This window comes from Achromobacter sp. GD03932 (assembly GCF_029839485.1).
Taxonomy (GTDB): domain Bacteria; phylum Pseudomonadota; class Gammaproteobacteria; order Burkholderiales; family Burkholderiaceae_B; genus Achromobacter; species Achromobacter bronchisepticus_A.
Genome location: NZ_JAOCAT010000022.1, coordinates 102,438 through 122,770, shown reverse-complemented (window position 1 = coordinate 122,770; position 20,333 = coordinate 102,438). Strand labels below are relative to the sequence as shown.

General features: G+C 67.6%; 13 protein-coding genes. 4 read left to right on the top strand and 9 right to left on the bottom strand.

Annotation, left to right across the window (positions count from 1 at the left end):
* The 4 genes from N5C88_RS20670 to axyZ form a co-directional block, all read right to left on the bottom strand.
* A partial coding sequence (locus tag N5C88_RS20670; RefSeq protein ID WP_280016133.1) for a gamma-glutamyltransferase family protein occupies positions 1–1,753 on the bottom strand: 1,753 nt, incomplete at its 3' end.
* Positions 1,754–1,954: 201 nt separating this feature from the next.
* Positions 1,955–3,457 (bottom strand): ABC transporter substrate-binding protein, encoded by a 1,503-nt coding sequence (locus tag N5C88_RS20665; RefSeq protein WP_280016132.1) that lies wholly within the window; start codon positions 3,455–3,457, stop codon positions 1,955–1,957.
* A 210-nt stretch (positions 3,458–3,667) separates the two neighbouring features.
* Positions 3,668–4,564 (bottom strand): LysR family transcriptional regulator, encoded by an 897-nt coding sequence (locus N5C88_RS20660; protein ID WP_280016131.1) that lies wholly within the window; start codon positions 4,562–4,564, stop codon positions 3,668–3,670.
* A 74-nt stretch (positions 4,565–4,638) separates the two neighbouring features.
* Positions 4,639–5,277 carry a multidrug efflux transcriptional repressor AxyZ gene (gene axyZ, locus N5C88_RS20655; RefSeq protein WP_059374984.1) on the bottom strand — a complete coding sequence of 213 codons (639 nt, stop codon included), beginning with the start codon at positions 5,275–5,277 and terminating at the stop codon, positions 4,639–4,641.
* A gap of 223 nt (positions 5,278–5,500) precedes the next feature.
* Between axyZ and N5C88_RS20650 the strand changes: the two genes are divergently transcribed.
* The 3 genes from N5C88_RS20650 to oprZ are packed head-to-tail and all read left to right on the top strand — an operon-like array spanning position 5,501 to position 11,235.
* Positions 5,501–6,712, top strand: coding sequence for a MexX/AxyX family multidrug efflux RND transporter periplasmic adaptor subunit (locus tag N5C88_RS20650; protein WP_251877468.1), 1,212 nt, complete (start codon positions 5,501–5,503; stop codon positions 6,710–6,712).
* Between the two features lie 6 nt (positions 6,713–6,718).
* A complete protein-coding gene (locus N5C88_RS20645) occupies positions 6,719–9,856 on the top strand; it encodes a multidrug efflux RND transporter permease subunit (RefSeq protein WP_280016130.1) in 3,138 nt (1,045 codons plus the stop codon).
* Complete coding sequence (oprZ, locus tag N5C88_RS20640) at positions 9,853–11,235, top strand: multidrug efflux RND transporter outer membrane subunit OprZ (RefSeq protein WP_280016129.1); 1,383 nt, start codon at positions 9,853–9,855, stop codon at positions 11,233–11,235. The genes N5C88_RS20645 and oprZ overlap by 4 nt, the downstream gene beginning before the upstream one ends.
* A 4-nt stretch (positions 11,236–11,239) precedes the next feature.
* On the opposite strand, the gene N5C88_RS20635 is transcribed toward oprZ, so the two are convergent.
* The 5 genes from N5C88_RS20635 to betT form a co-directional block, all read right to left on the bottom strand.
* Entirely contained in the window at positions 11,240–11,896 is a 657-nt protein-coding gene (locus N5C88_RS20635) for a metalloregulator ArsR/SmtB family transcription factor (protein WP_059374993.1), read from the bottom strand.
* A gap of 53 nt (positions 11,897–11,949) precedes the next feature.
* Entirely contained in the window at positions 11,950–13,395 is a 1,446-nt protein-coding gene (locus tag N5C88_RS20630; protein WP_280016128.1) for a TolC family protein, read from the bottom strand.
* A 15-nt stretch (positions 13,396–13,410) separates the two neighbouring features.
* Positions 13,411–16,515, bottom strand: coding sequence for a MexW/MexI family multidrug efflux RND transporter permease subunit (locus tag N5C88_RS20625; RefSeq protein WP_059374997.1), 3,105 nt, complete (start codon positions 16,513–16,515; stop codon positions 13,411–13,413).
* Between the two features lie 16 nt (positions 16,516–16,531).
* The gene (locus tag N5C88_RS20620) at positions 16,532–17,659 is read right to left on the bottom strand and encodes an efflux RND transporter periplasmic adaptor subunit (protein ID WP_118931887.1); all 1,128 of its coding nucleotides are present in this window, start codon (positions 17,657–17,659) and stop codon (positions 16,532–16,534) included.
* 177 nt (positions 17,660–17,836) lie between these two features.
* A complete protein-coding gene (betT, locus tag N5C88_RS20615) occupies positions 17,837–19,807 on the bottom strand; it encodes a choline BCCT transporter BetT (protein WP_280016127.1) in 1,971 nt (656 codons plus the stop codon).
* A 143-nt stretch (positions 19,808–19,950) separates the two neighbouring features.
* On the opposite strand from betT, the gene N5C88_RS20610 reads away from it, so the two are divergent.
* Positions 19,951–20,331, top strand: a complete 381-nt coding sequence (locus N5C88_RS20610) for a VOC family protein (protein WP_280016126.1) — start codon at positions 19,951–19,953, stop codon at positions 20,329–20,331.
* Positions 20,332–20,333 lie beyond the last annotated feature (2 nt).

Genomic DNA, 20,333 nt, shown 5'->3' with positions numbered 1-20,333 from the left:
CGTGCAGCAGGCCGTCGGCATCGCGCGAGGCAGCGGTCAACCTGCCCACCGACCACTCGGGCACTTCCTCGATCTGGTGTCCGCGCTGGCGCAGCGCCGCAATGACCTCGGCGCCGAAGCTCGCCTCCACCGCCAGATGTCCCGGCTTGCGGTCGCGCGGATAGAAGGACGTGGGGAAATGCATGGTGTGCGACATGGGCAGATCAATCGCTTCCTGCAGGTTCAGGCCGTGGTGCACGTGGCGCAGGAAGAACAGCAGCTGCCATTGTTCCTGCTGGTCGCCGCCCGGCGTGCCGAAGGCCAGGTAGGGCTTGCCATCGCGCAGCGCCAGCGAGGGCGTCAGCGTGGTGCGCGGACGCTTGCCGGGCGCCAGCGTGCCGGGCAGCCCTTCTTCCAGCCAGAACATCTGCGCGCGGGTATTCAGGCCGAAGCCGAGTTCCGGAATCACCGGCGAAGACTGGAACCATCCGCCCGAAGGCGTGGCCGAGATCATGTTGCCCCAACGGTCGATGACGTCCACGTGCGTGGTGTCGCCGCGTTTGGCGGAGGCGCGCATGTCGGCTAGCGTGGGTTCATTGGTGGCGCTGCCGGGCGCGGACACCTTGGAGAGACGCTCCAGCGTGTCCATGACGCGCTTCACTTGGGCCTCGAAACCCGGCACCTGGCCAGGCAGCAGATCCTGCGAGGCCGACTCGCCGATGAGCGCGCGGCGTTCGGCGTTGTAGGCATCGGACAGCAAATGCTCCAGCGGCACGTCGACGAAGGCCGGATCGCCGTAATAGGCCTCGCGGTCGGCAAAGGCCAGCTTCATGGCCTCGGTCACGCGGTGCACGAACTCGGCGCTGGTCGGGCTAACGCCGGCCAGGTCCATTTCCTTGAGCAGCGCCAGGGTCTGCAGGAAGACCGGGCCTTGGCTCCAGGAGCCGGCTTTCGCCACGGTGTAGCCGTGATAGTCGTAGGTGACCGGCTTGTCGTAGCTGGCCGACCAGCCCGCCAGGTCCTCGGCGGTAATGACCCCACGGTGCGTGGAACCGCTCTCGTCCATGACGTCGGTGCTGCGGGCGAACCGGTCGATTTCCTCGGCCACGAAGCCGCGGTAGAACGCAACGCGCGCCGCCTCGATCTGGCGCTCGCGGTCCACGCCGGCGCTTTCGGCCTGCTGCAGCACGCGGGTCCAGGTGCGCGCCAGCGCCGGATTGCGGAACAGCTTGCGGGCCTCGGGCACCTTGCCGCCCGGCACGTAGACGGCGGCGGTCGTCGGCCAATGGGTCTGGAAGAAGTCCTTCAGGCCGGCGATGGTGTTGGAGATGCGCGGCATCAGCGCGTGGCCGTGCTCCGCGTAATAGATGGCGGGCTCCAGCACGTCGCGCACGCGCATGCTGCCGTGGTCGCGCAAGAGCAGCATCCAGGCGTCGAAGGCGCCGGGAATGACGGTGGCCAGCAGGCCGTTGCCGGGGATCAGCTTCAGGCCTTCGGCGCGGTAGCGTTCGAGCGTGGCGGCTGCGGGCGTGGTGCCCTGGCCGCAGAGTACTTCGACGCGACCGGTGCGCGCGGAGTAGAACACCGCGGGCACTTCGCCGGCCGGGCCGACCAGATGGGGTTCGACCACCTGCAGCACGAAGGCCGAGGCGACGCAGGCGTCGAAGGCGTTGCCGCCGCGCTCCAACAGCGACATGCCGGCCGCGCTGGCCAGCCAATGGGTGGAGGTCACGACACCGAAGGTGCCAAGGATTTCCGGGCGAGTGGTAAACATGATGGTTCCTATGGGGCTGTGGTCAGGCATCAAGCCGCTGACACGCAGAGCACTTCCTATGCGGCGAATACCAGGCGGCGAAAAAGCCAAGCACGCCAGAAAGATCTACGGGCGCAATACATCAGGGGCGCCGCGGATCCGGCTCCGCCGGTCCGCCAGCGCGGCCCCAAGGGGGGCCGGCGCCAGCGGGTAGGAGGGAGCCTACTTTTTAGCGACAGTGACACCCTTCAGGCGAATCAAGCCATCCGGGTACGGAACAAAGCCTTCCACCTTCTTCTGCACGCCGAAGGTCCACGGCAGGTAGAACAGGTAGACGATCGGGCGCTGGTCCTGCATCGCCGTCAGCACCTGGTCATACATGGCGCGGCGCTTGGCAGCGTCCGATTCGGCGCGGGCATCGTTGAGCAGCTTGTCCACGGCGGGATCGCAGAACTTGCCGTCGTTCAGATTGCCCTTGCAGCTCAGGTACTGGTGGATGTTGCCGCTGGGATCGACCCGGCCCGACCAGCCGCTCTGCCCCACTTCGAAGTCGCCGCGCGCGAGCGAGGATTGCAGGGAAGCGAATTCCACCGGACGCAGCGTGATGTCGAAGCCCGCTTCGGCGCCCATGGCCTGCACCAGCTCGAACACCTGCTGCATGGTGGTGTTGTTGCCGAAGGTGATCTCGAACTTGACGCGGTCAAAGCCCGCTTCCTTCAACAGCGCCTGCGCCTTCTTGGGATCGCGGCCCTTGTGCTCGAAGGCCGTGTTGTAGGCGAAGCTGGCCGGCGGGAACGGCTGGTAAGCGGGCTGGAACATGCCTTCGCCGATCACCTGGTTGAGCACGTCGCGGTCGATGGCGAGGTCCAGCGCCTGGCGCACGCGCTTGTCCTTGGCCAGGGGGTTGTTGGCGCGCGCGCCGTTGGCCAGGTTCACCGAAATGGCCTGGAAGCCCAGGCCGGTCACCGGCGCCAGGGTCAGGTTCTTGTCGTCCTTCACGGCCTTGGCATCGCTGGGCGCGACGCGCTCGATGATGTCCAGGTCGCCGGCGCGCAGGTTGTTCAGGCGCACGGTGTTGTCCGGAATCGGGGTGTAGACCAGACGATCGAAGTGATAGTTGGCGGCGTCCCAGTACTTGGGAAATTTCTCGAGCACGATGCGGTCGTTCTGCACGCGCTCCTTGAACTGGTACGGCCCCGAGCACACCGGCTTGCCGCCAGGGTCCTTGTCGAAGCTGGCGGGCGACATCATCATCCCGGCGCGATCGGACAACTGCGACAGCAGCGAGGCGTCGGGTTCGGACAGGGTCAGCACCACGGTGCTGGCGTCCGGGGCCTCGACGCTGGCGACCGTGGCCAGTTCGCTCTTGCGGTTGCTGTCGGGCAAGGTGCGGGCGCGGTCCAGGTTGGCCTTGACGGCCGCGGCGTTCACCGGCGTGCCGTCGTGGAAGACGGCGTCGGTGCGCAGCTTGAAGGTCAGGACCTTGTTGTCCGGGCTGATGGTCCAGGATTGCGCCAGCTGCGGCACGATCTTCAGGTCCGGCGTGATCTCTACCAGCTTGTCGCAGAGGGAAGCGAAGACGATGCGGCCCACGAAGGTGCGCGCGCGCACCGGGTCCAGCACGTCAGGGTCGTCCTGCAGGCCGATACGCAGGGTGGATTGGGCTTGCGCCAATCCGCTGGCCAGCATTCCCGCCATGGCCATGGCGAGGCAAAGTTTACGCATGAAAGATCTCCGTCGGTTCAGGTCGGCCTGGTTCCCCGCGCGGACGCGCCGCCCGGCATGAGGGAACAGACCCGAGCCGTGCCGCATCCGGGTCCATCCCCCGCCGCGCACGTTCTTGTTGGATTCTGCGCCAGGCGCGCGGCGATTGTATAGAGCGGCGGCTGTCGTAAGCCTAAATGCGCGCCGGGCGGCCGCCTTGCGGACGCGCTTTCAGGGAATGCGGCAAGGCGCCGCGAAGTCCACGGCGGCCTGGACCTCGGCGCGCAGCTTGGCGACCAGCGGCCGGGCATCATCGCGGCGGTACTGGAACGCATAGGGCATGGCCGCCAGGGGCGTATCGCCTTCCAGCACGCGCAGGCTGCCCTCGGTCTGCAAGGCGCGGGCCCAATGGCTGGGCAACAGGCCGACGCCGGTGCCTTCTATCAGGAGGCCGACCACCGCCCCCCAGTTGTTGCAGCAGAGCCGTTCGCCGCCCGCCTCGCGGCCCGCCAGCCAGTCGTCGATGATGCGCGTGGTGCCGGCCCCGGCCGGCAGCGTGACCAGCGGCAGGCGCGCCAGCAGTTCCGGCGTCATGCGCGTGGCGCCGTCCAGCAGCGCCGGCGCGGCGACCCAGGAGAATTCGGCCTGGCCTATGGCGGAGGAAGCGATGTTGGGCCGCGAGGAACGGCCCGCGATCACGGCGAAGTCCAGTTCACCGTCGGCCACGCGCTGCTCCAGCACCTGGCCGATGTCCACGTAGGGTTCCAGCACCAGGTCCGGGTAGGCGGCGCGCACGCCCCGGATCAGCCGCGGCAGCCAGGTCAGCGCGGTCAGTTCGCCCACGCCGAAGCGGCAGCGCCCGCTGAGCCCGGCGCTTTGCGCCAACGACGCCCGGATCTGTTCGGCCGAGGCCAGCAGGTCGCGCGCCTGCGGCAGCAGGCGCTGGCCGGCGTCGGTCAGCACCGCCTTGTGGCCGCTGCGATCGAACAAAGGCAGGCCCAGACCTTCCTCGAGCTCGGTAATGCGCTTGGACAGCGACGATACCGACAGGTGCAGGCGCTCGGCCGCCACGGCGAAACTTGCGCAGGTGGCGGCCCAGTAGAAGGCTTCGAGTTGCTTGAGGGTCATGCCGGGATTGTAGAGGCGCCCGGCATGGAAATGCCCTCCTTTGGGACGCTGCGTTGCAAAGCGCCCCCGCGGCATCAGACGGCTTTCGGCGTCAGCAGATGCGCGGAAAACCGGAGGGTATCGATGGCGGCGCGGAGCATGCGCTCGACGCGCGGCCACATGTCGCCCTTGAGGCGATCGGACCAGCAGATGCTGTCGAACACCCCGTCGACCAGGGCGTGCAGATAAAGATTGGACAGGCGCACGTCCAGCGCGCGCGGCAGGTCTTCGCGCTTGACCGCGGCGCGCAACAGTTTCTCCGAGGTGCGCAGGGCGTGGCGCTCCCACAGGTCGCGGCGGCGCAGCAGGGGCGCGTTTTCGTCGCTGCGTTCGCATTTCAGGTACAGGATCTCCAGCACGCGCTGCACCGAGCCTTCCTGCGCGTAGATCTGGATGTACTGCCGCATGGAGGTGTAGAGCGATTCCAGCGCCTCGCCGTCGGTCGAGACATGAGTCAGCGGCGCAGCCTCGCCCAGCGCGCGGTCGCACATGGCGATGCAGACGTCGATCTTGTTCTTGTAATGGCCGTAGACGGCGCCCCGGGACACCCCTGCGTGGTCGGCTATGTCGCTCATGGTGGTGGCGGCCACCCCTTTGGACAGGAACACGTGTTCCGCGGCATCCAGGATGCGGTCGCGGGTGCGTTGGGACTCTTCCTTCGTCTTGCGGGCCATGCGGGGACCTCCTTCTTAAAAAATCGGCTGCAAAAAAATGGCGACTTCAAAACAAGAAGCCGCCCTTTTCGTCACTGTGAATAAGTGTGAAGCGGGGAGCATACTTCCGAACAAAATAATTAATCAAGCGTGACGGATTAAATGATAGACTCGCTTCCCCACGCGGGAAAGTCGGCGCCTTTCCCCACCTCAGCCCTCCCAGGGCCCATCAGAAATTTTAAAAATGAAGCAAAGAGTCTCTCTACGCACGCTCGCCCTTTCTTCCGTACTAATTCTTATTACCGGTTGCTCGAAACCGGAAGCCCAACAAGCCACCGAGGCTCCCGCCGAAGTCGGCGTCATCGTTGCCCGGGCCACGCCCACCAGCGTCGCCACCGAATTGCCGGGCCGGCTGGAGCCCTACCGCGAGGCCGAAGTGCGCGCGCGGGTGGCCGGCATCGTCACGGCGCGTCTGTACGAGGAAGGCCAGGACGTGACGCGCGGCGCCGCCCTGTTCCAGATCGATCCCGCGCCCTTGCAGGCCGCCTACGATTCCGAAGCCGCGAACCTGGCGCGCGCGCAGGCCAACCTGTCCGCCGCCGCCGACAAGCTGCGCCGCTACGCCGACCTGGTGTCGGACCGCGCCATCAGCGAACGCGACCATGCCGAAAGCGTGGCGCAGGAGCGCCAGGCGCGGGCCGAGGTCGCCCTGGCCCGCGCCAACCTGCAAAGCGCCAAGCTGAAGCTGGATTACGCGCGCGTCACCTCGCCCATCGACGGCCGGGCGCGGCGCGCGCTGGTGACCGAAGGCGCGCTGGTGGGCGAAGGCCAGGCCACGCCGCTGACGGTGGTGCAGCAGATCGATCCCATCTACGTGAACTTCGCCCAACCGGCGGCCGAGGTGATGCAGCTGCAAAAGCAGATCCGCGCGGGCGCCCTGGAAGGCGTGGCGCCGGACCAGGTGCGGGTGCGGCTGCTGCTGCCCGACGGCTCCGAGTACGGGCGCGGCGGCACGCTGTCGTTCGCCGACCTGGCGGTGGATCCGGGCACGGACAACGTCACCATGCGGGCGCTGTTCGATAACCCGGGCCGCGACCTGCTGCCGGGCATGTATGTGCGGGTGCGGCTGGAGCAGGCGATCAACCGCGACACCTACCTGGTGCCGCGCAACGCGCTGCTGCGCAACGCCGAAGGCGCGCACGTGCTGGCCGCGGATGCGGACGGAGAACTGCAGAAGATCGTCGTCACCGCGCAGCGCCTGCAGGGTCCGAACTGGATCGTCACGCAGGGATTGGCGGGCGGCGAGCGCATCGTCGTCGAGAACGCCGCGCATCTCGCGGCGGGACAGAAAATCAAACCGGTGGAACGCGCCGCGCCCAGCGCGCAGGCTCCCGCCCCCGGCAACCCGGAGGCCGGCGTCCAGGCAAGGACGCCCGCCGCGGGTCAAAAAGGATAAACCGCAATGGCGCGTTTTTTTATCGATCGCCCCGTCTTCGCCTGGGTGATCTCGCTGCTGATCGTGCTGATCGGCATTCTGTCGATCCGCGCGCTGCCGGTGGCGCAGTATCCGGACATCGCTCCGCCGGTGGTCAACGTCGGCGCCAGCTATCCCGGCGCCTCGGCCAAGGTGGTCGAAGAGGCGGTCACCGCCATCATCGAACGCGAGATGAACGGCGCTCCGGGGCTGATGTACACCTCGTCCAGCAGCGACTCGACGGGCTGGGCCAGCATCAACCTGACCTTCAAGCAAGGCACCAATCCGGACCTGGCGGCCGTGGAAGTGCAGAACCGCCTGAAGGCGGTGGAGCCACGCCTGCCCGAATCGGTGCGCCGCGACGGCGTGCGCGTGGAGAAGGCGGCCGACAACATCCAGCTGGTGGTGTCGCTGAAATCGGACGGCGGCCTGGATGACATCCAGCTGGGCGAGCTGGCCGCCTCCAACGTGCTGCAGGCGCTGCGCCGCGTGGAAGGCGTGGGCAAGGTGCAGTTGTTTGGCGCGGAAGCCGCCATGCGCATCTGGCCGGATCCCGCCAAGCTGACGGCCATGTCCCTGACTCCGGGCGACATCGTCTCTGCCTTGCGCAGCCACAACGCGCGCGTCACCATCGGCGAACTGGGCAACCAGGCCGTGCCGAAGGACGCTCCGCTGAACGCCAGCATCGTCGCCGGCGAGTCGCTGCGCACGCCCGAGCAGTTCGGCAACATTCCGCTGCGCGCGCAGCCGGGCGGCGCCACGTTGCGCCTGAAGGACGTGGCGCGGGTCGAACTGGGCGGCACCGACTATATGTACCTGTCGCGCGTGAACGGCATGACCGGCACGGGCCTGGGCATCAAGCTGGCGCCGGGTTCGAACGCGGTGGACACGACCAAGCGCATCCGCGCGACCATGCAGGAGCTGGCCCAGTACTTCCCGCCGGGCGTGACCTGGGACATCCCCTACGAGACCTCCACTTTCGTGGAGATTTCGATCAGAAAGGTGCTGATGACCCTGCTGGAAGCCGTGGCCCTGGTGTTCTGCGTGATGTATCTGTTCATGCAGAACTTCCGCGCCACGCTGATTCCGACGCTGGTCGTGCCGGTGGCGCTGCTGGGCACGCTGGGCGTGATGCTGGGACTGGGCTATTCCATCAACGTGCTGACGATGTTCGGCATGGTGCTGGCCATCGGCATCCTGGTCGACGACGCCATCGTGGTGGTGGAGAACGTCGAACGCATCATGGCCGAGGAAGGCTTGTCGCCGCGCGAGGCCACGGTCAAGGCCATGGGCCAGATCAGCGGCGCCATCGTGGGCATCACGGTGGTGCTGGTGTCGGTGTTCGTCCCCATGGCCTTCTTTGACGGCGCGGTGGGCAACATCTATCGCCAGTTCGCCGTGACGCTGGCCGTGTCGATCGCCTTCTCGGCCTTCCTGGCGCTGTCGCTGACGCCGGCGCTATGCGCCAGCATGCTCAAGCCCATCGCCGCCGGCCACCACGAGAAGCGCGGTTTCTTCGGCTGGTTCAACCGGGCCTTCGCGCGCCTGACCGCGCGCTACACCGCCCGGGTGTCGGGCGTGCTGGCCCGTCCGGTGCGCTTCGGCCTGGCCTATCTGGCGGTGATCGCCGCGGTGGCGCTGCTGTTCGCGCGCCTGCCCTCTTCTTTCCTGCCGGACGAAGACCAGGGCAGCTTCATGGCCATGGTCATCCTGCCCCAGGGTTCGCCGCAAGCCGAAACCATGGCGATGGTGAAGGAGGTCGAGCGCTACATGATGGAGCACGAGCCCGTCGAGTACGTGTATTCGGTCAACGGCTTCAGCAACTACGGCAGCGGACCGAACTCGGCCATGTTCTTCGTCACGCTGAAGGACTGGAAGCAGCGCAGCGGCGCCGACCTGCACGTGAACGCGGTGGTGGAACGCGTCAACGCCGCCTTCGCCGACCGCAAGAACGTCATGGTGCATGCGCTGAACTCCCCGCCGCTGCCGGACCTGGGCTCCACTTCGGGCTTCGACTTCCGCCTGCAGGACCGCGCCGGGCTGGGCTACGAAGCCCTGACCCAGGCGCGCCAGCAATTGCTGGCGGCGGCGGCCAAGCACCCCGCGCTGACCGAGGTCGTCTTCGCGGGCCAGGAAGAGGCGCCGCAGCTGGAGCTGCGCGTCGACCGCGACAAGGCCCAGGCCATGGGCGTGCCGCTGGACGAGATCAACACGGCGCTGGCGGTCATGTACGGCTCGGACTACATCGGCGACTTCATGCTCAATGGCCAGGTGCGGCGCGTGACCGTGCAGGCTGACGGCAAGAGCCGCGTCGACATGGAAGACGTGTCGCGCCTGCACGTGCGCAACCTGCAGGGGCAGATGGTGCCGCTGTCGGCCTTCGCCACCCTGAAATGGTCGATGGGACCGCCGCAGCTCAACCGCTACAACGACTTCCCCTCGTTCACCATCAACGGTTCGGCCGCCCCTGGACACAGCAGCGGCGAGGCCATGCGCGCCATCGAGACGCTGGCGGCCGAACTGCCGCGCGGCATCGGCTTCGACTGGTCGGGACAGTCCTATGAGGAACGGCTGTCCGGCAACCAGGCGCCGGTGCTGTTCGCGCTGTCCGTGCTGGTCGTGTTCCTGGCGCTGGCCGCGCTGTATGAAAGCTGGTCCATCCCGCTGGCGGTGATCCTGGTGGTGCCGCTGGGCGTGATCGGCGCAGTGCTGGGCGTGACGCTGCGCGGCATGCCCAACGACATCTACTTCAAGGTCGGCCTCATCGCCACCATCGGGCTGTCGGCCAAGAACGCGATCCTGATCGTGGAAGTGGCCAAGGACCTGGTGCGCGACGGCCAGGGCATCGTGTCCGCCACGCTGGAGGCCGCGAGGCTGCGGCTGCGGCCCATCGTGATGACCTCGCTGGCCTTCGGCGTGGGCGTGCTGCCCCTGGCGCTGGCCACCGGCGCGGCCTCGGGCGCCCAGGCCGCGATCGGCACGGGCGTGCTGGGCGGCATCGTCACGGCGACGGTGCTGGCCATCTTCCTGGTGCCGCTCTTCTTTTTGATCGTGGGCCGCGCGCTGGGCATGCGCGTGCGCCCCTCGCGTCCGCAAGGCCGCGAAACGCTGGAGACCACGCCATGAAGGCTATGGCAATGACCCTGCTTGCGCTGGCCCTGGCCGGCTGCTCGCTGGCCCCCAAGTACGAACGGCCGGCTGCGCCGGTCCCGCAGGCCTATGACACGCCCGACGCGCAAGGGCTGGCGGCCATGCCGCAGGACTGGCGCGATTACTTCAACGACCCGGCGCTGCAGGCCTGGATCACCGCCGCCTTGGAGAACAACCGCAACCTGCGGGTGGCGGCGCTGCGCATCCAGGAAGCCCGGGCGCTGTACGGCGTGCAGCAGGCCGACCGCCTGCCGTCCATCGACGGCACGGGCGAGTTCAGTCGCGGACGCGGCGCGGAACCCGGCCAGCCGCGCATGCCGGTGGCGGACCGCTACCGTGCCGCCGTGGGCATCGCGGCCTTCGAGCTGGATTTCTTCGGCCGCGTCAAAAGCCTGAGCGACGCCGCGTTGTCGCGCTACCTGGCCAGCGAGGAAGCGCACCGCGCCGCCACGCTGTCGCTGATGTCGGAGACGGCCACGGCTTACTTCAACCAGCGCTCGCTGGCGGAACAGCTGCGCCTGACCGAGAGCACGTTGGCGTTGCGCGAGGCCTCGCTCAAGCTCACCCAGCGCCGCTACGACGCCGGGCTGGAAACGGCCGTGGGGCTGCGCACCTCGCAGATGCTGGTGGAGTCCTCGCGCGCCACGCATGCCGAACTGAGCCGGGAATACCGCCAGTCCGTGCATACGCTGGGCATACTGGCGGGAGACTTTTCCCTGCCGCCCGACACCGATGCCGTCACGCTGGAAAGCCAGAGCCTGACGCCGCTGGCCGCGGGCCTGCCCTCCGCCCTGCTGATCCGTCGTCCGGACCTGCGCCAGGCCGAGGACACGCTGCGGGCCGCCAACGCCGACATCGGCGCGGCGCGCGCGGCGTTTTTCCCATCGGTGCAGCTGACCACCGACATCGGCACCACGGCCGGCAGCTTCTCGGACCTGTTCGGCTCTGGCACCGGCACCTGGACCTTCGCGCCCAAGCTGACCCTGCCCATCTTCAACGCCGGGCGCAACAGCGCCAACCTGTCGCTGGCGGAAACGCGCAAGGACATCGCGGTGGCCCAGTACGAGGGCAGCATCCAGCAGGCCTTCCGCGAAGTGGCCGACGCGCTGTCCGCGCGCGACACGCTGCGCGCCCAGATCGACGCCCAGCGCAAGGTGCGCGACGCCGACCGCGACCGCCAGCGCCTGACCGAAAGGCGCTACGAGCGCGGCGTGGCGAGCTATCTGGAAATGCTGGAAGCGCAACGCAGCCTGTTCGAATCCGAACAGGAGTTCATCCGGCTGCAGCAGCGCCGGCTGGTCAACGCGGTGGAGTTGTACAAGGCGCTGGGCGGCTGGGAGCAGCCCGGATCCTGACGGATCAGTCAGCCTTGTCGATGCGGTAGGCGCAGCGGCGCGCGCCCGCGAGGATGTGCTCTTCGCGCCGCACCCGGACCTCTGCTCCGAGCACCTTGTGGAAGAGTTCCAGCTCGCTGCGGCAAAAGCCCATACAGGCTTTGGCCGCGGAGCAGATCGGGCAGTGGTTCTCGATGAAGAGGAAGTCCGCGCCATCCTTGCGCAGCTCGGCCATGTAGCCTTCGGCGCAGCGGACTTCCACCAGCCGCTCCAGCCTTTCCTTCAGGCTGCGGGCGCCCTGCATGGCCTGGCGATAGCCGTTGAGCATGGCGGTTTCGCGCGCCTGGATCAGCTTTTCGATGCCCTCTTCGCCGAACACCTGGCGCACGGCGCCCAGCATCTGTACCGTCATTTCGGCATGCGTGTCCGGAAAGCGCCCGTTTCCGGCATCGGTCAGAAACCAGATCTGCGTGGGCCGGCCACGGCCCGCGCTGTGGCTTTCGGAATCCACCAGTCCTTCCGCATGCAAGCGCGTCATCTGCTGACGCACCGCCTCGGCCGTCACGTCCAAGGTCTTGGCAATGACGGCGACGGATTGCGGGCCGCGCGTCTTCAGGGTCATGAGCACGCGGTCGGCGGGCTGATGCTCCCAGACCACGGGATGGGACGGACTGTCAGACATGAATGTGGAGTCTCCGGTTGTTTGCCTATGGTGCCATGAACCGCGGCTGCCAGTCAGCCGGAAGCCGCCTGCGGGTCGGCCGCCGGCGCTTCCCATCCGCCTCCCAGCGCCTTGTACAGCGCAATCAGGCGGGTATAGGACTCGGTTTCGGCCACGGCCACGGCGTCCTGGGCGCGCAAAAGCGTACGCTGCGCGTCCAGCACCGTCAAATACGGGGTGCTGCCTTCACGGTAGCGCAGTTGCGCCAGTTCCGCCGCCCTGCCGCTGTGCGCGGCCGCCTGCGCCAGGCTGCCCAGGCGCTGCTGGGTCTGGCCGTATTCCGTCAGCGCCGATTCCAGTTCCTCGACCGCCCGCAGCACGGTCAGTTCATAGCTGGCGACGGCGCCGTCCGCGCGCGCCACCGCGCCGCGCTTGCGCGCCAGCGCCGTGGGCAGGTGGAAGGCGGGCCAGTTGGCCGTGGCCGCCACGCTGAACGCGCGGCTGGCTGATGACCCGAAATCCGCGCCGCGCAGGGCCACAAAGCCCAGGAATCCGCCCAGGTCGATGCGCGGATACAGTTCGGCGGTCGCCACGCCCACGTCGGCGTTGGCAGCGGCCATGCCGCGCTCGGCCGCCAGCACGTCCGGGCGCCGCGACAGCAAGGCGCTCACGTCGCCGATCGGCAGGCGGGTGTCCAGGGGAGCCAGCGCCTTGCCCGCATCAAGCTCGCCCAGCTCCACCGGCCGCAGGCCCGCCAGCACGGCGATCCGGTATTGCGCCAGCCGCCGGGCCGCGATCTGCACCGGCACGCTGGCCTGCACGGTCTCCAGTTCGGCGCGCGCGCTGGCCAGGTCGCCTTCGTCGCCGCGGCCGGCCGACACCATGGCCTGGATCACGCGCAGGCTGTCGCGCTGGCTCTGCAGGTTGGCGCGCGCCACGGCCAGGCGCTGTTCCGCGCCGCGCAGCTCGAAGTAGTTGCGCGCCACTTCGGCCGCCACCACGATGCGGGTCTGGGCCAGGTCCGCGGCCTGCGCCTCGCTGCGCGCGGCGGCGCCCTCGGCCGCCCGGCGCAGCCGGCCGAACAGGTCCAGCTCCCAGGTGGCGTCAAAGCCGACCCGATAGCTTTCGGCCAGGTTGCGTTGACCCGCGACGCCAGCATTGGCCTGGGACAGGCTGCGCTCATAGCCGCCGCCCAGCGTGACCACGGGCAGCCGGTCCAGATCCTTCTCGTCCAGCACCGCGCGCGATTCGGCCAGGCGCGCCTGCGCCATGCGGATGTCGAGGTTGCGGGACAACGCCAGATCGATCAACCGGTCCAGCTGCGGATCCTGCAATTGCTTCCACCAGTCGCGCTGCAATTGATCGGTGGAGAACAGGGCCTGTTCAGGGCTGGCCAGCGCCACCGGCGCGGCCTGGGGCTTCTGATAGTCGGGGCCGACGGCGCAGCCGGCGGTGGCCAGCGCGGCCAGCAGCACGGCCGCGCCGCGGCGCAAGCGTAGGGAAAGTTGTGGATGCTTCATGATGGTTTCCTTCGGCTAAGCGGAGGCGGCGGGCGCCGCGGCGTCCTCGGCCTGGGCCAGCGCCAGTTCCCGAGCGCGCGGCGTGTCGTGCGCTGCGCGGTGGTCGCGGGCAAAGACGGTGTAGACGGTGGGCAGCACGAACAGCGTGAACAGCGTGCCCACCAGCAGGCCCACCACGATGACCAGGCCCAGGCTGTAGCGGCTGTGCGCGCCCGCGCCGCTGGCGAACAGCAGCGGGATCAGGCCCATGACCATGGCGGCGGTCGTCATCAGGATGGGGCGCAGCCGGATGCGGGCAGCCTGCTCCATCGCGGTGCGCCGGTCCAGCCCGTGGCTGACCTGCATTTCATTGGCGAACTCCACCATCAGGATGCCGTGCTTGCTGATCAGGCCGATCAGCGTCACCAGCCCGATCTGGGTGTAGATGTTGATGGTGGCCATGCCCAGCGCCAGCGGTATCAGCGCGCCGCAGATCGACATGGGCACGCTCACCAGGATGATGAAGGGATCGCGCAGGCTCTCGTATTGCGCCGCCAGCACCAGGTAGATCACGATGATGGCGAAGATGAAGGTGATCATCAGCGCCGAGCCTTCCTGGCTGTACTGGCGCGCGTCCGACTGCCAGTCGTAGCTGAAGCCCGCGGGCAGGAACTTGGCCTGGTCGGTCAGGAACTGCACCGCATCGCCCATGGTGACACCCGGCATGGGAATGGCCTGGAAGGTGGCCGCGTTGAGCTGATTGAACTGGGTCAGCTTGTTGGGCTCCACGCCCATGGACACGGTCACGAGGTTGGACAGCGGTACCTGGGCGCCGCTGGCGCTCTTGACGTAGTAGCGCGCCAGCGACTCCGGCGAGATGCGCTGCTCGCGCAGGCTCTGCGGAATGACGTCATAGGAACGGCCGTCCATGCCGAAGCGGTTCACGTAGTTCTCGCCCACCAACACGGCCAGCGTGTCGCCGATGGCCTTCATGGTGACGCCCAGGCTGTTGGCCTTGGCGCGGTCCACCTTCAGCTGCACCACCGGGTTGTTGTAGTCCAGGTCGCTGTCGACCACCATGAACAGGCCGCTCTCGCGCGCCGCCTTCTTCAAGCCCTCCATGGCCTCGTAGACCACCGGATAGTCGGACGCGCTCATGATGACCATCTGCACCGGCAGCCCGCCGGTCGATCCCGGCAGCGACGGCAGCTGGAAGGCGAAGATGTTGCTGCCCTCGACCTGGTTCACCATGGCCTGCATGTCGGCCTGGATCTGGTCGGCCGAACGGTGGCGCTTATCCCAGGGCACGAAGTCCACGCCGCCGATGCTGTTGGAGACGCCGTCGGAGCCATTGATCAGCCAGCGCCCCTGCTGTTCGGGCAGGGTCTTCATGACGTCGTCCCACTTGCGGCCGAACTTCTCCACGTAGTCGATGTTGGCGTGCTGCGGCGACTTGATCGCCGTCAGCACGGTGGACTGGTCCTCCACCGGCGCCAGCTCGCGCTGCGCCGCGTTGTAGAGGAACGGCAGGCTGGCCAGCACCGCCACGGCGATCAGCCCGGTCACCCAGCGGTGATGCAGCGAGACGTCCAGCACGCGGCCATAGGCGTCGCCCAGGCGTCCGAAGAAATGCTCGGCGCGGCGCGCCATCCAGCCCTCGGAAACGCGGCTGTCCAGCAGGAACGAACTCATCACCGGCGACAAGGTCAGCGCGATAACGCCCGACACCACCACCGATCCCGCCAGGGTGAAGGCGAACTCCTTGAAGAGCGAACCGGTAAGCCCGCCCATCAGCCCGATGGGCGCGTAGACCGCCGCCAGCGTAATGGTCATGGCGATCACCGGCCCCGCCACTTCGCGCGCGCCGATGAGGGCCGCGCGCACCGGCGACTTGCCCTCTTCGATGTGGCGGTGCACGTTTTCCACCACCACGATGGCGTCGTCCACCACCAGGCCGATGGCCAGCACCATGGCCAGCAAGGTCAACAGGTTCACGCTGAAGCCGAACAGCGCCATGATGGCCGCCCCGCCCAGCATGGACAGCGGAATGGTCAGTACCGGAATCAGCACGGCGCGCAAGGACCCCAGGCACAGGAAGATCACCACCACCACGATGGCGACGGCCTCGATCAGCGTGCGCACCACGCCGTCGATCGAGGCGCTGATGAAGCGGGCCAGCTCGAACGGCACCTGCACGCTGGTGCCGGGCGGCAGGTTCTGCTTGATGTTGGGCAGCAGCTCGTTCAGGCGCTTGACGATCACCAGCGGATTGCCCACCGGCGTGGCGTTCAGGCCGAAGTACACCGCCGGCTCGCCGTCCATCAGGCCGCTGGAATCGGTGGACGCGGCGCCCAGTTCCACCGTGGCCACATCGCCCAGGCGCACGATCGCGTCGCCCTCGCGCTTGACCACCATGTCGCGGAATTCCGCGACGTTGACCAGGTCCGTGTTGACCTGGATGTTGGACACCACGTACAGGCCCTTGGCCTGTCCCGGCGCCGCCTGCACGTTGTTGTCGCGCAGCGCGTCGGCCAGCTCGCCCGCGGAAATACCGCGCGCCGCCATCCGGTTCGGGTCCAGCCACACCCGCATCGCCAGTTTCTGCCCGCCGTAGAGCTCCACGCTGGCCACGCCGTCGATGGACGAGAGCTGCGGCTGCACCACGCGCGACAGATAGTCGGTCAATGACGCCAGCGACAAGGTGCTGCTGGAAAAACCCACATAGGCCACGGCGGTCGCCTCGCCGGCGGACTTGACCAGCACAGGGTCGTACACGTCCTGCGGCAAGCGGTACTTGACCTCGTTGACCTTGGCCATCACCTCGGTCATGGCCTTGTTGGAATCGGCGTTCAGCTTCATCCGCACCGTGATCACGCTGCGGCCTTGGGTGGAGGAAGACGACAGGTAGTCGATGCCTTCCACCGTGGCCACGGACTGCGCGATGGGCTGGGTGACGAAGCCCTGCATGAGATCGGGCGAAGCGCCCGGATACTGGGTGGTGATGGTGATGGTGGTGCTTTCGGTCAGCGGATACTGCCGCACCGGCAGGCCGCTCAGGGCCTTGATGCCCAGCAGCAGGATCAGCGTGCTGACCACCAGCGCCAGCACCGGCCGGCGTACAAAGAGATCGGTGAATTTCATGTTCTGCTCCGCGCCCTCACCGGACTTGCGCCACGGTCTGCTGCGCGGCGTCCAGCGCCACGGTGTCCTGGGCGCTGACCTCGACCGCCGCGCCGTTGTGCAGGCGCAGCTGGCCCGACGTCACGACCTGGTCGCCCGCCTGCAGGCCTTCGGTCACGACCACGCGGCCGCGCACGCGCTCGGCCGTCTTCACGTAGGCCTGCCGGACCGTCGTGCCGGTGGACGCCTCGCCCGCCTTGGGCGGGTTCAGCACGTAGACGGAATCGCCATAGGCGCTGTAGCTGACCGCAGTTTCCGGCACGGTGATCACGCCGGGGCGCGCCGGCAGGCCGATCTGGCCCTGGGCGTACATGCCGGCCGCGAGCGCGCGGTCGGCGTTGGGCAGGGTCGCCTGCACGCGCACGGTGCGCGATCCCGCATCCACCTGCGGCTCCACGGTGCTGATCTGGCCTTCGAAGACGCGGCCCGCATGGGCGTCCACGGTCACCGCCACCGGCAGGCCCGCGCGCAACGCGCCCATGGCCTGCTCGGGCAGGGTGATGTTGGCATACATGGCGGAAGCGTCGGTCAGCGATACCAGCGGATCGCCGGCGCGGGCGAATTGCCCCAGGTTCACGCGGCGCACGCCCAGCACGCCGTCAAACGGCGCCTTGACGCGCTTTTGCTCGATCAGCGCCTGCACCCGCTTGATGTCGCCCGCGGCCTGGTCGTAGTCGGCCTGCGCCTGGTCCAGCTGTTCGCGCGTGGCGGCCTGCTGCGGCAGCAGGCGGCGGGTGCGATCCAGCAAGGCGCGCGCATTGCGCGCCTGGGCCTGCAAGCGGGCCAGCTCGCCCTGCTCGGGCGCGTCGTTCAACTGCACCAGCAACTGGCCGGCCTGGACCTGCGCGCCCGAGGCGAACAGGATACGGTCGACCCGGCCGTCCACTTCGGCCGCGACCTGCACCTGGCGCGCGGCCTCCAGCGAGCCGATGCCGCTCAGCGTGACCGGGAAGTCCGCCTGCCGCGCGGCGGCCACCGCGACCTTGGCCGGCGCCATGGCCCAGCCGCCCTTTTGCTGCGCGCCGCCGTACTTCCAGTACAGCCCGCCGCCCGCCAGCGCCAGCGCCACGACCCCGGCCGCCCACGCTCCTGATTTCGCCTTCATGATTGACTCGCTATTTATCAAAGAATGTTCTTGGATAATCCACGATATCGGGCATTTCGTCAAAAGGGTTAATCCAATCCCCGGCATAGCGGCGGACTATGGCGTGCAAGCCCATGCGGGGCGTGTGGGCATAAAAAAACCGCCAGCAAGCTGGCGGTTTCGCGGGGTACGGCGCGGCTAGGTCCGCACCATGTGCAGATAGTGGCGGTGGCGTTCGTACTGGTCCAGGATGTCGCCGATGACGGCATCGCGGCTCCAGCCCATGATGTCATAATCCTGCCCTCCTTCACGCAGGTGGACCTCGGCGCGGAAGTACTTGCGCTCTTCCTCGTCGGCCGCTTCCTCGGGCGTGAGGCTGGGGCGTACGAAGGCCTCCGGCAGCACGGCGTAGGAGAAGTCCAGGTGTTCGCCATGGGAGACTTCCATGATCACGCCCTCATCGTTGCCGTGTTCGCGCACTTCCACTTGATAGCCCTGCTTGCGCAGTTCATCCGCCACGTCTTCCAATGCGGGGCGCACCACGTCGCCGATGAAGCGCTGCACATGGGCGCGGCGCGGCATCATGACCATGTTGCGCAGCCGCCGCTCCCAAGACTGTCCGCCGCGCGCCGGGCGCGACAGCGTCAGCGACTGATAGCGGATGCCGCGCTTGGTCGCGTCCAGCTTGAGCGCCTTGAACAGGCCCCACAGCGACAGCAGCAAAATGATGGAGAAAGGCAGCGCGCTGGCGATGGTAGCGGTCTGCAACGCTGTCAGGCCGTCGGCCAGCAGCAGCGCGATCGCCACCGCCCCCATCAGCACCGACCAGAAGATGCGTTGCCACACGGGCGTGCGGTCCGAGCCGCCGGAAGCCAGCAGGTCGACCACCAGCGCGCCCGAGTCGGCCGAGGTGACGAAGAACACCGCCACCATCGCGATGGCGACGACGGACAGCACCCCGCTCCAGGGCAATTGTTCCAGGAAGGCGAACAGCGCCAGGGAAGAATCGGCCTGCACCACTTCCGCCAGGCCCTGCACCTTGTCGACCAGGATCATGTGGATGGCGGTATCGCCGAACACCGTCATCCAGAACAGCGTGAAGCCGGCCGGCACCAGCAGCACGCCGGTGACGAATTCGCGGATGGTGCGGCCGCGCGAAATGCGCGCGATGAACAGGCCCACGAAGGGCGACCAGGCGATCCACCAGCCCCAGTAGAACAGCGTCCAGCCGCCGATCCAGTCGGTCGGTTCATAGGCGTAGAGGTTGAAGGTCTTGTTGACGATATCGGACAGGTAAGCGCCCGTGTTCTGCACGAAGGTCTGGAACAGGAACACCGTGGGGCCGACCACCAGCACGAACAGCAGCAGCACCGCCGCCAGCACCAGATTGGTCTCGGACAAGATGCGGATGCCCTTGTCCAGGCCGCTGGCCACCGACAGGGTCGCCAGGCCGCAGGTGACGATGACCAGGATGATCTGCGTGGTCACGCCCACCGGAATGCCGAACAGGTGGTTCAGGCCGCTGTTGATCTGCGCCACGCCCAGGCCCAGCGAAGTGGCCACGCCCAGCACCGTGCCGATGATGGCGAAGATGTCGACCGCATGCCCGATAGGCCCGTGGATGCGGTTGCCGATCAGCGGATACAGCGCCGAACGCAAGGTCAGCGGCAGCCCGTGCCGATAGCTGAAGAAAGCCAGAATCAGCGCCACCACCGCGTAGATGGCCCAGGCATGCAGCCCCCAGTGGAAGAACGTGATCTTCATGGATTCGCGCGCCGCGAGGGCGGTGCCGCCTTCGCCCACCGGCGGCGCGATGAAGTGCATCACGGGCTCGGCCACGCCGAAGAACATCAGGCCGATCCCCATGCCCGCGGAGAACAGCATCGCAAACCAGGTGAAGTTGCGGTAATCGGGTTCGCTGTGGTCGGGCCCCAGCTTGATGTCGCCGTACCGGCTGACCGCCAGGAACACCACCGCAATCAGGATGATGGCCACGACCAGGATGTAGAACCAGCTGGCGTTGCCCAGGATCCAGCCCTGCATGGACTCGAACAGGCCTTGCGCGACCTTGGGCGCCAGGATCGCGAATCCCACCAGCAGCAGCGTGAACACGGCCGCCGGAAAAAACACGGGACGATTGATGGTGGATGGTCGGGTTTCTGAAGTCATGCTGCCGCTCCTTTCGCCCGAGGGTTGGAAATTCCAGCGCGCGTCCCCCTCAGTCCGGCGCGCGCCGCAAGTATTACTATCACGGCCTAAGGCCGTCTGACAATCAGTAACCTCAAGCCGGGCCGGCCAGAGGAGAGATATCCATGATCGATCACCTGGACCATCTGGTCCTGACCTGCACCGACCCCGCCGCCACGGTGGACTTCTATACCCGGATCCTCGGCATGCGCCTGGAGACGTTCGGAGAGAACCGCCAGGCGCTGCGCTTCGGCAACCAGAAGATCAACCTGCACGTGCGCGGCCATGAGTTCGAACCCAAGGCCCACCTGCCCGTGCCGGGCGCGCTGGACCTGTGCTTCATCGCCGACCGTCCGCTGGAAGAGGTGATCACGCATCTGAACCGCGAAGGCGCCCGGATCATCGAAGGCCCGGTGCCGCGCACCGGCGCGACCGGCAAGATCCGCTCGGTCTACCTGCGGGATCCGGACCTGAACCTCATAGAAATCTCGGAATTGCTGGCCTGAGG

What these genes read in the sequence shown, in the direction of transcription:
- N5C88_RS20645 (WP_280016130.1), top strand. Translation starts at nt 6,719, where the DNA reads ATGGCGCGTTTTTTTATCGATCGCCCCGTCTTCGCCTGGGTGATCTCG.
- N5C88_RS20635 (WP_059374993.1), bottom strand. Translation starts at nt 11,896, where the DNA reads ATGTCTGACAGTCCGTCCCATCCCGTGGTCTGGGAGCATCAGCCCGCC.
- N5C88_RS20665 (WP_280016132.1), bottom strand. Translation starts at nt 3,457, where the DNA reads ATGCGTAAACTTTGCCTCGCCATGGCCATGGCGGGAATGCTGGCCAGC.
- N5C88_RS20660 (WP_280016131.1), bottom strand. Translation starts at nt 4,564, where the DNA reads ATGACCCTCAAGCAACTCGAAGCCTTCTACTGGGCCGCCACCTGCGCA.
- N5C88_RS20610 (WP_280016126.1), top strand. Translation starts at nt 19,951, where the DNA reads ATGATCGATCACCTGGACCATCTGGTCCTGACCTGCACCGACCCCGCC.
- N5C88_RS20625 (WP_059374997.1), bottom strand. Translation starts at nt 16,515, where the DNA reads ATGAAATTCACCGATCTCTTTGTACGCCGGCCGGTGCTGGCGCTGGTG.
- N5C88_RS20650 (WP_251877468.1), top strand. Translation starts at nt 5,501, where the DNA reads ATGAAGCAAAGAGTCTCTCTACGCACGCTCGCCCTTTCTTCCGTACTA.
- oprZ (WP_280016129.1), top strand. Translation starts at nt 9,853, where the DNA reads ATGAAGGCTATGGCAATGACCCTGCTTGCGCTGGCCCTGGCCGGCTGC.
- N5C88_RS20620 (WP_118931887.1), bottom strand. Translation starts at nt 17,659, where the DNA reads ATGAAGGCGAAATCAGGAGCGTGGGCGGCCGGGGTCGTGGCGCTGGCG.
- axyZ (WP_059374984.1), bottom strand. Translation starts at nt 5,277, where the DNA reads ATGGCCCGCAAGACGAAGGAAGAGTCCCAACGCACCCGCGACCGCATC.
- betT (WP_280016127.1), bottom strand. Translation starts at nt 19,807, where the DNA reads ATGACTTCAGAAACCCGACCATCCACCATCAATCGTCCCGTGTTTTTT.
- N5C88_RS20630 (WP_280016128.1), bottom strand. Translation starts at nt 13,395, where the DNA reads ATGAAGCATCCACAACTTTCCCTACGCTTGCGCCGCGGCGCGGCCGTG.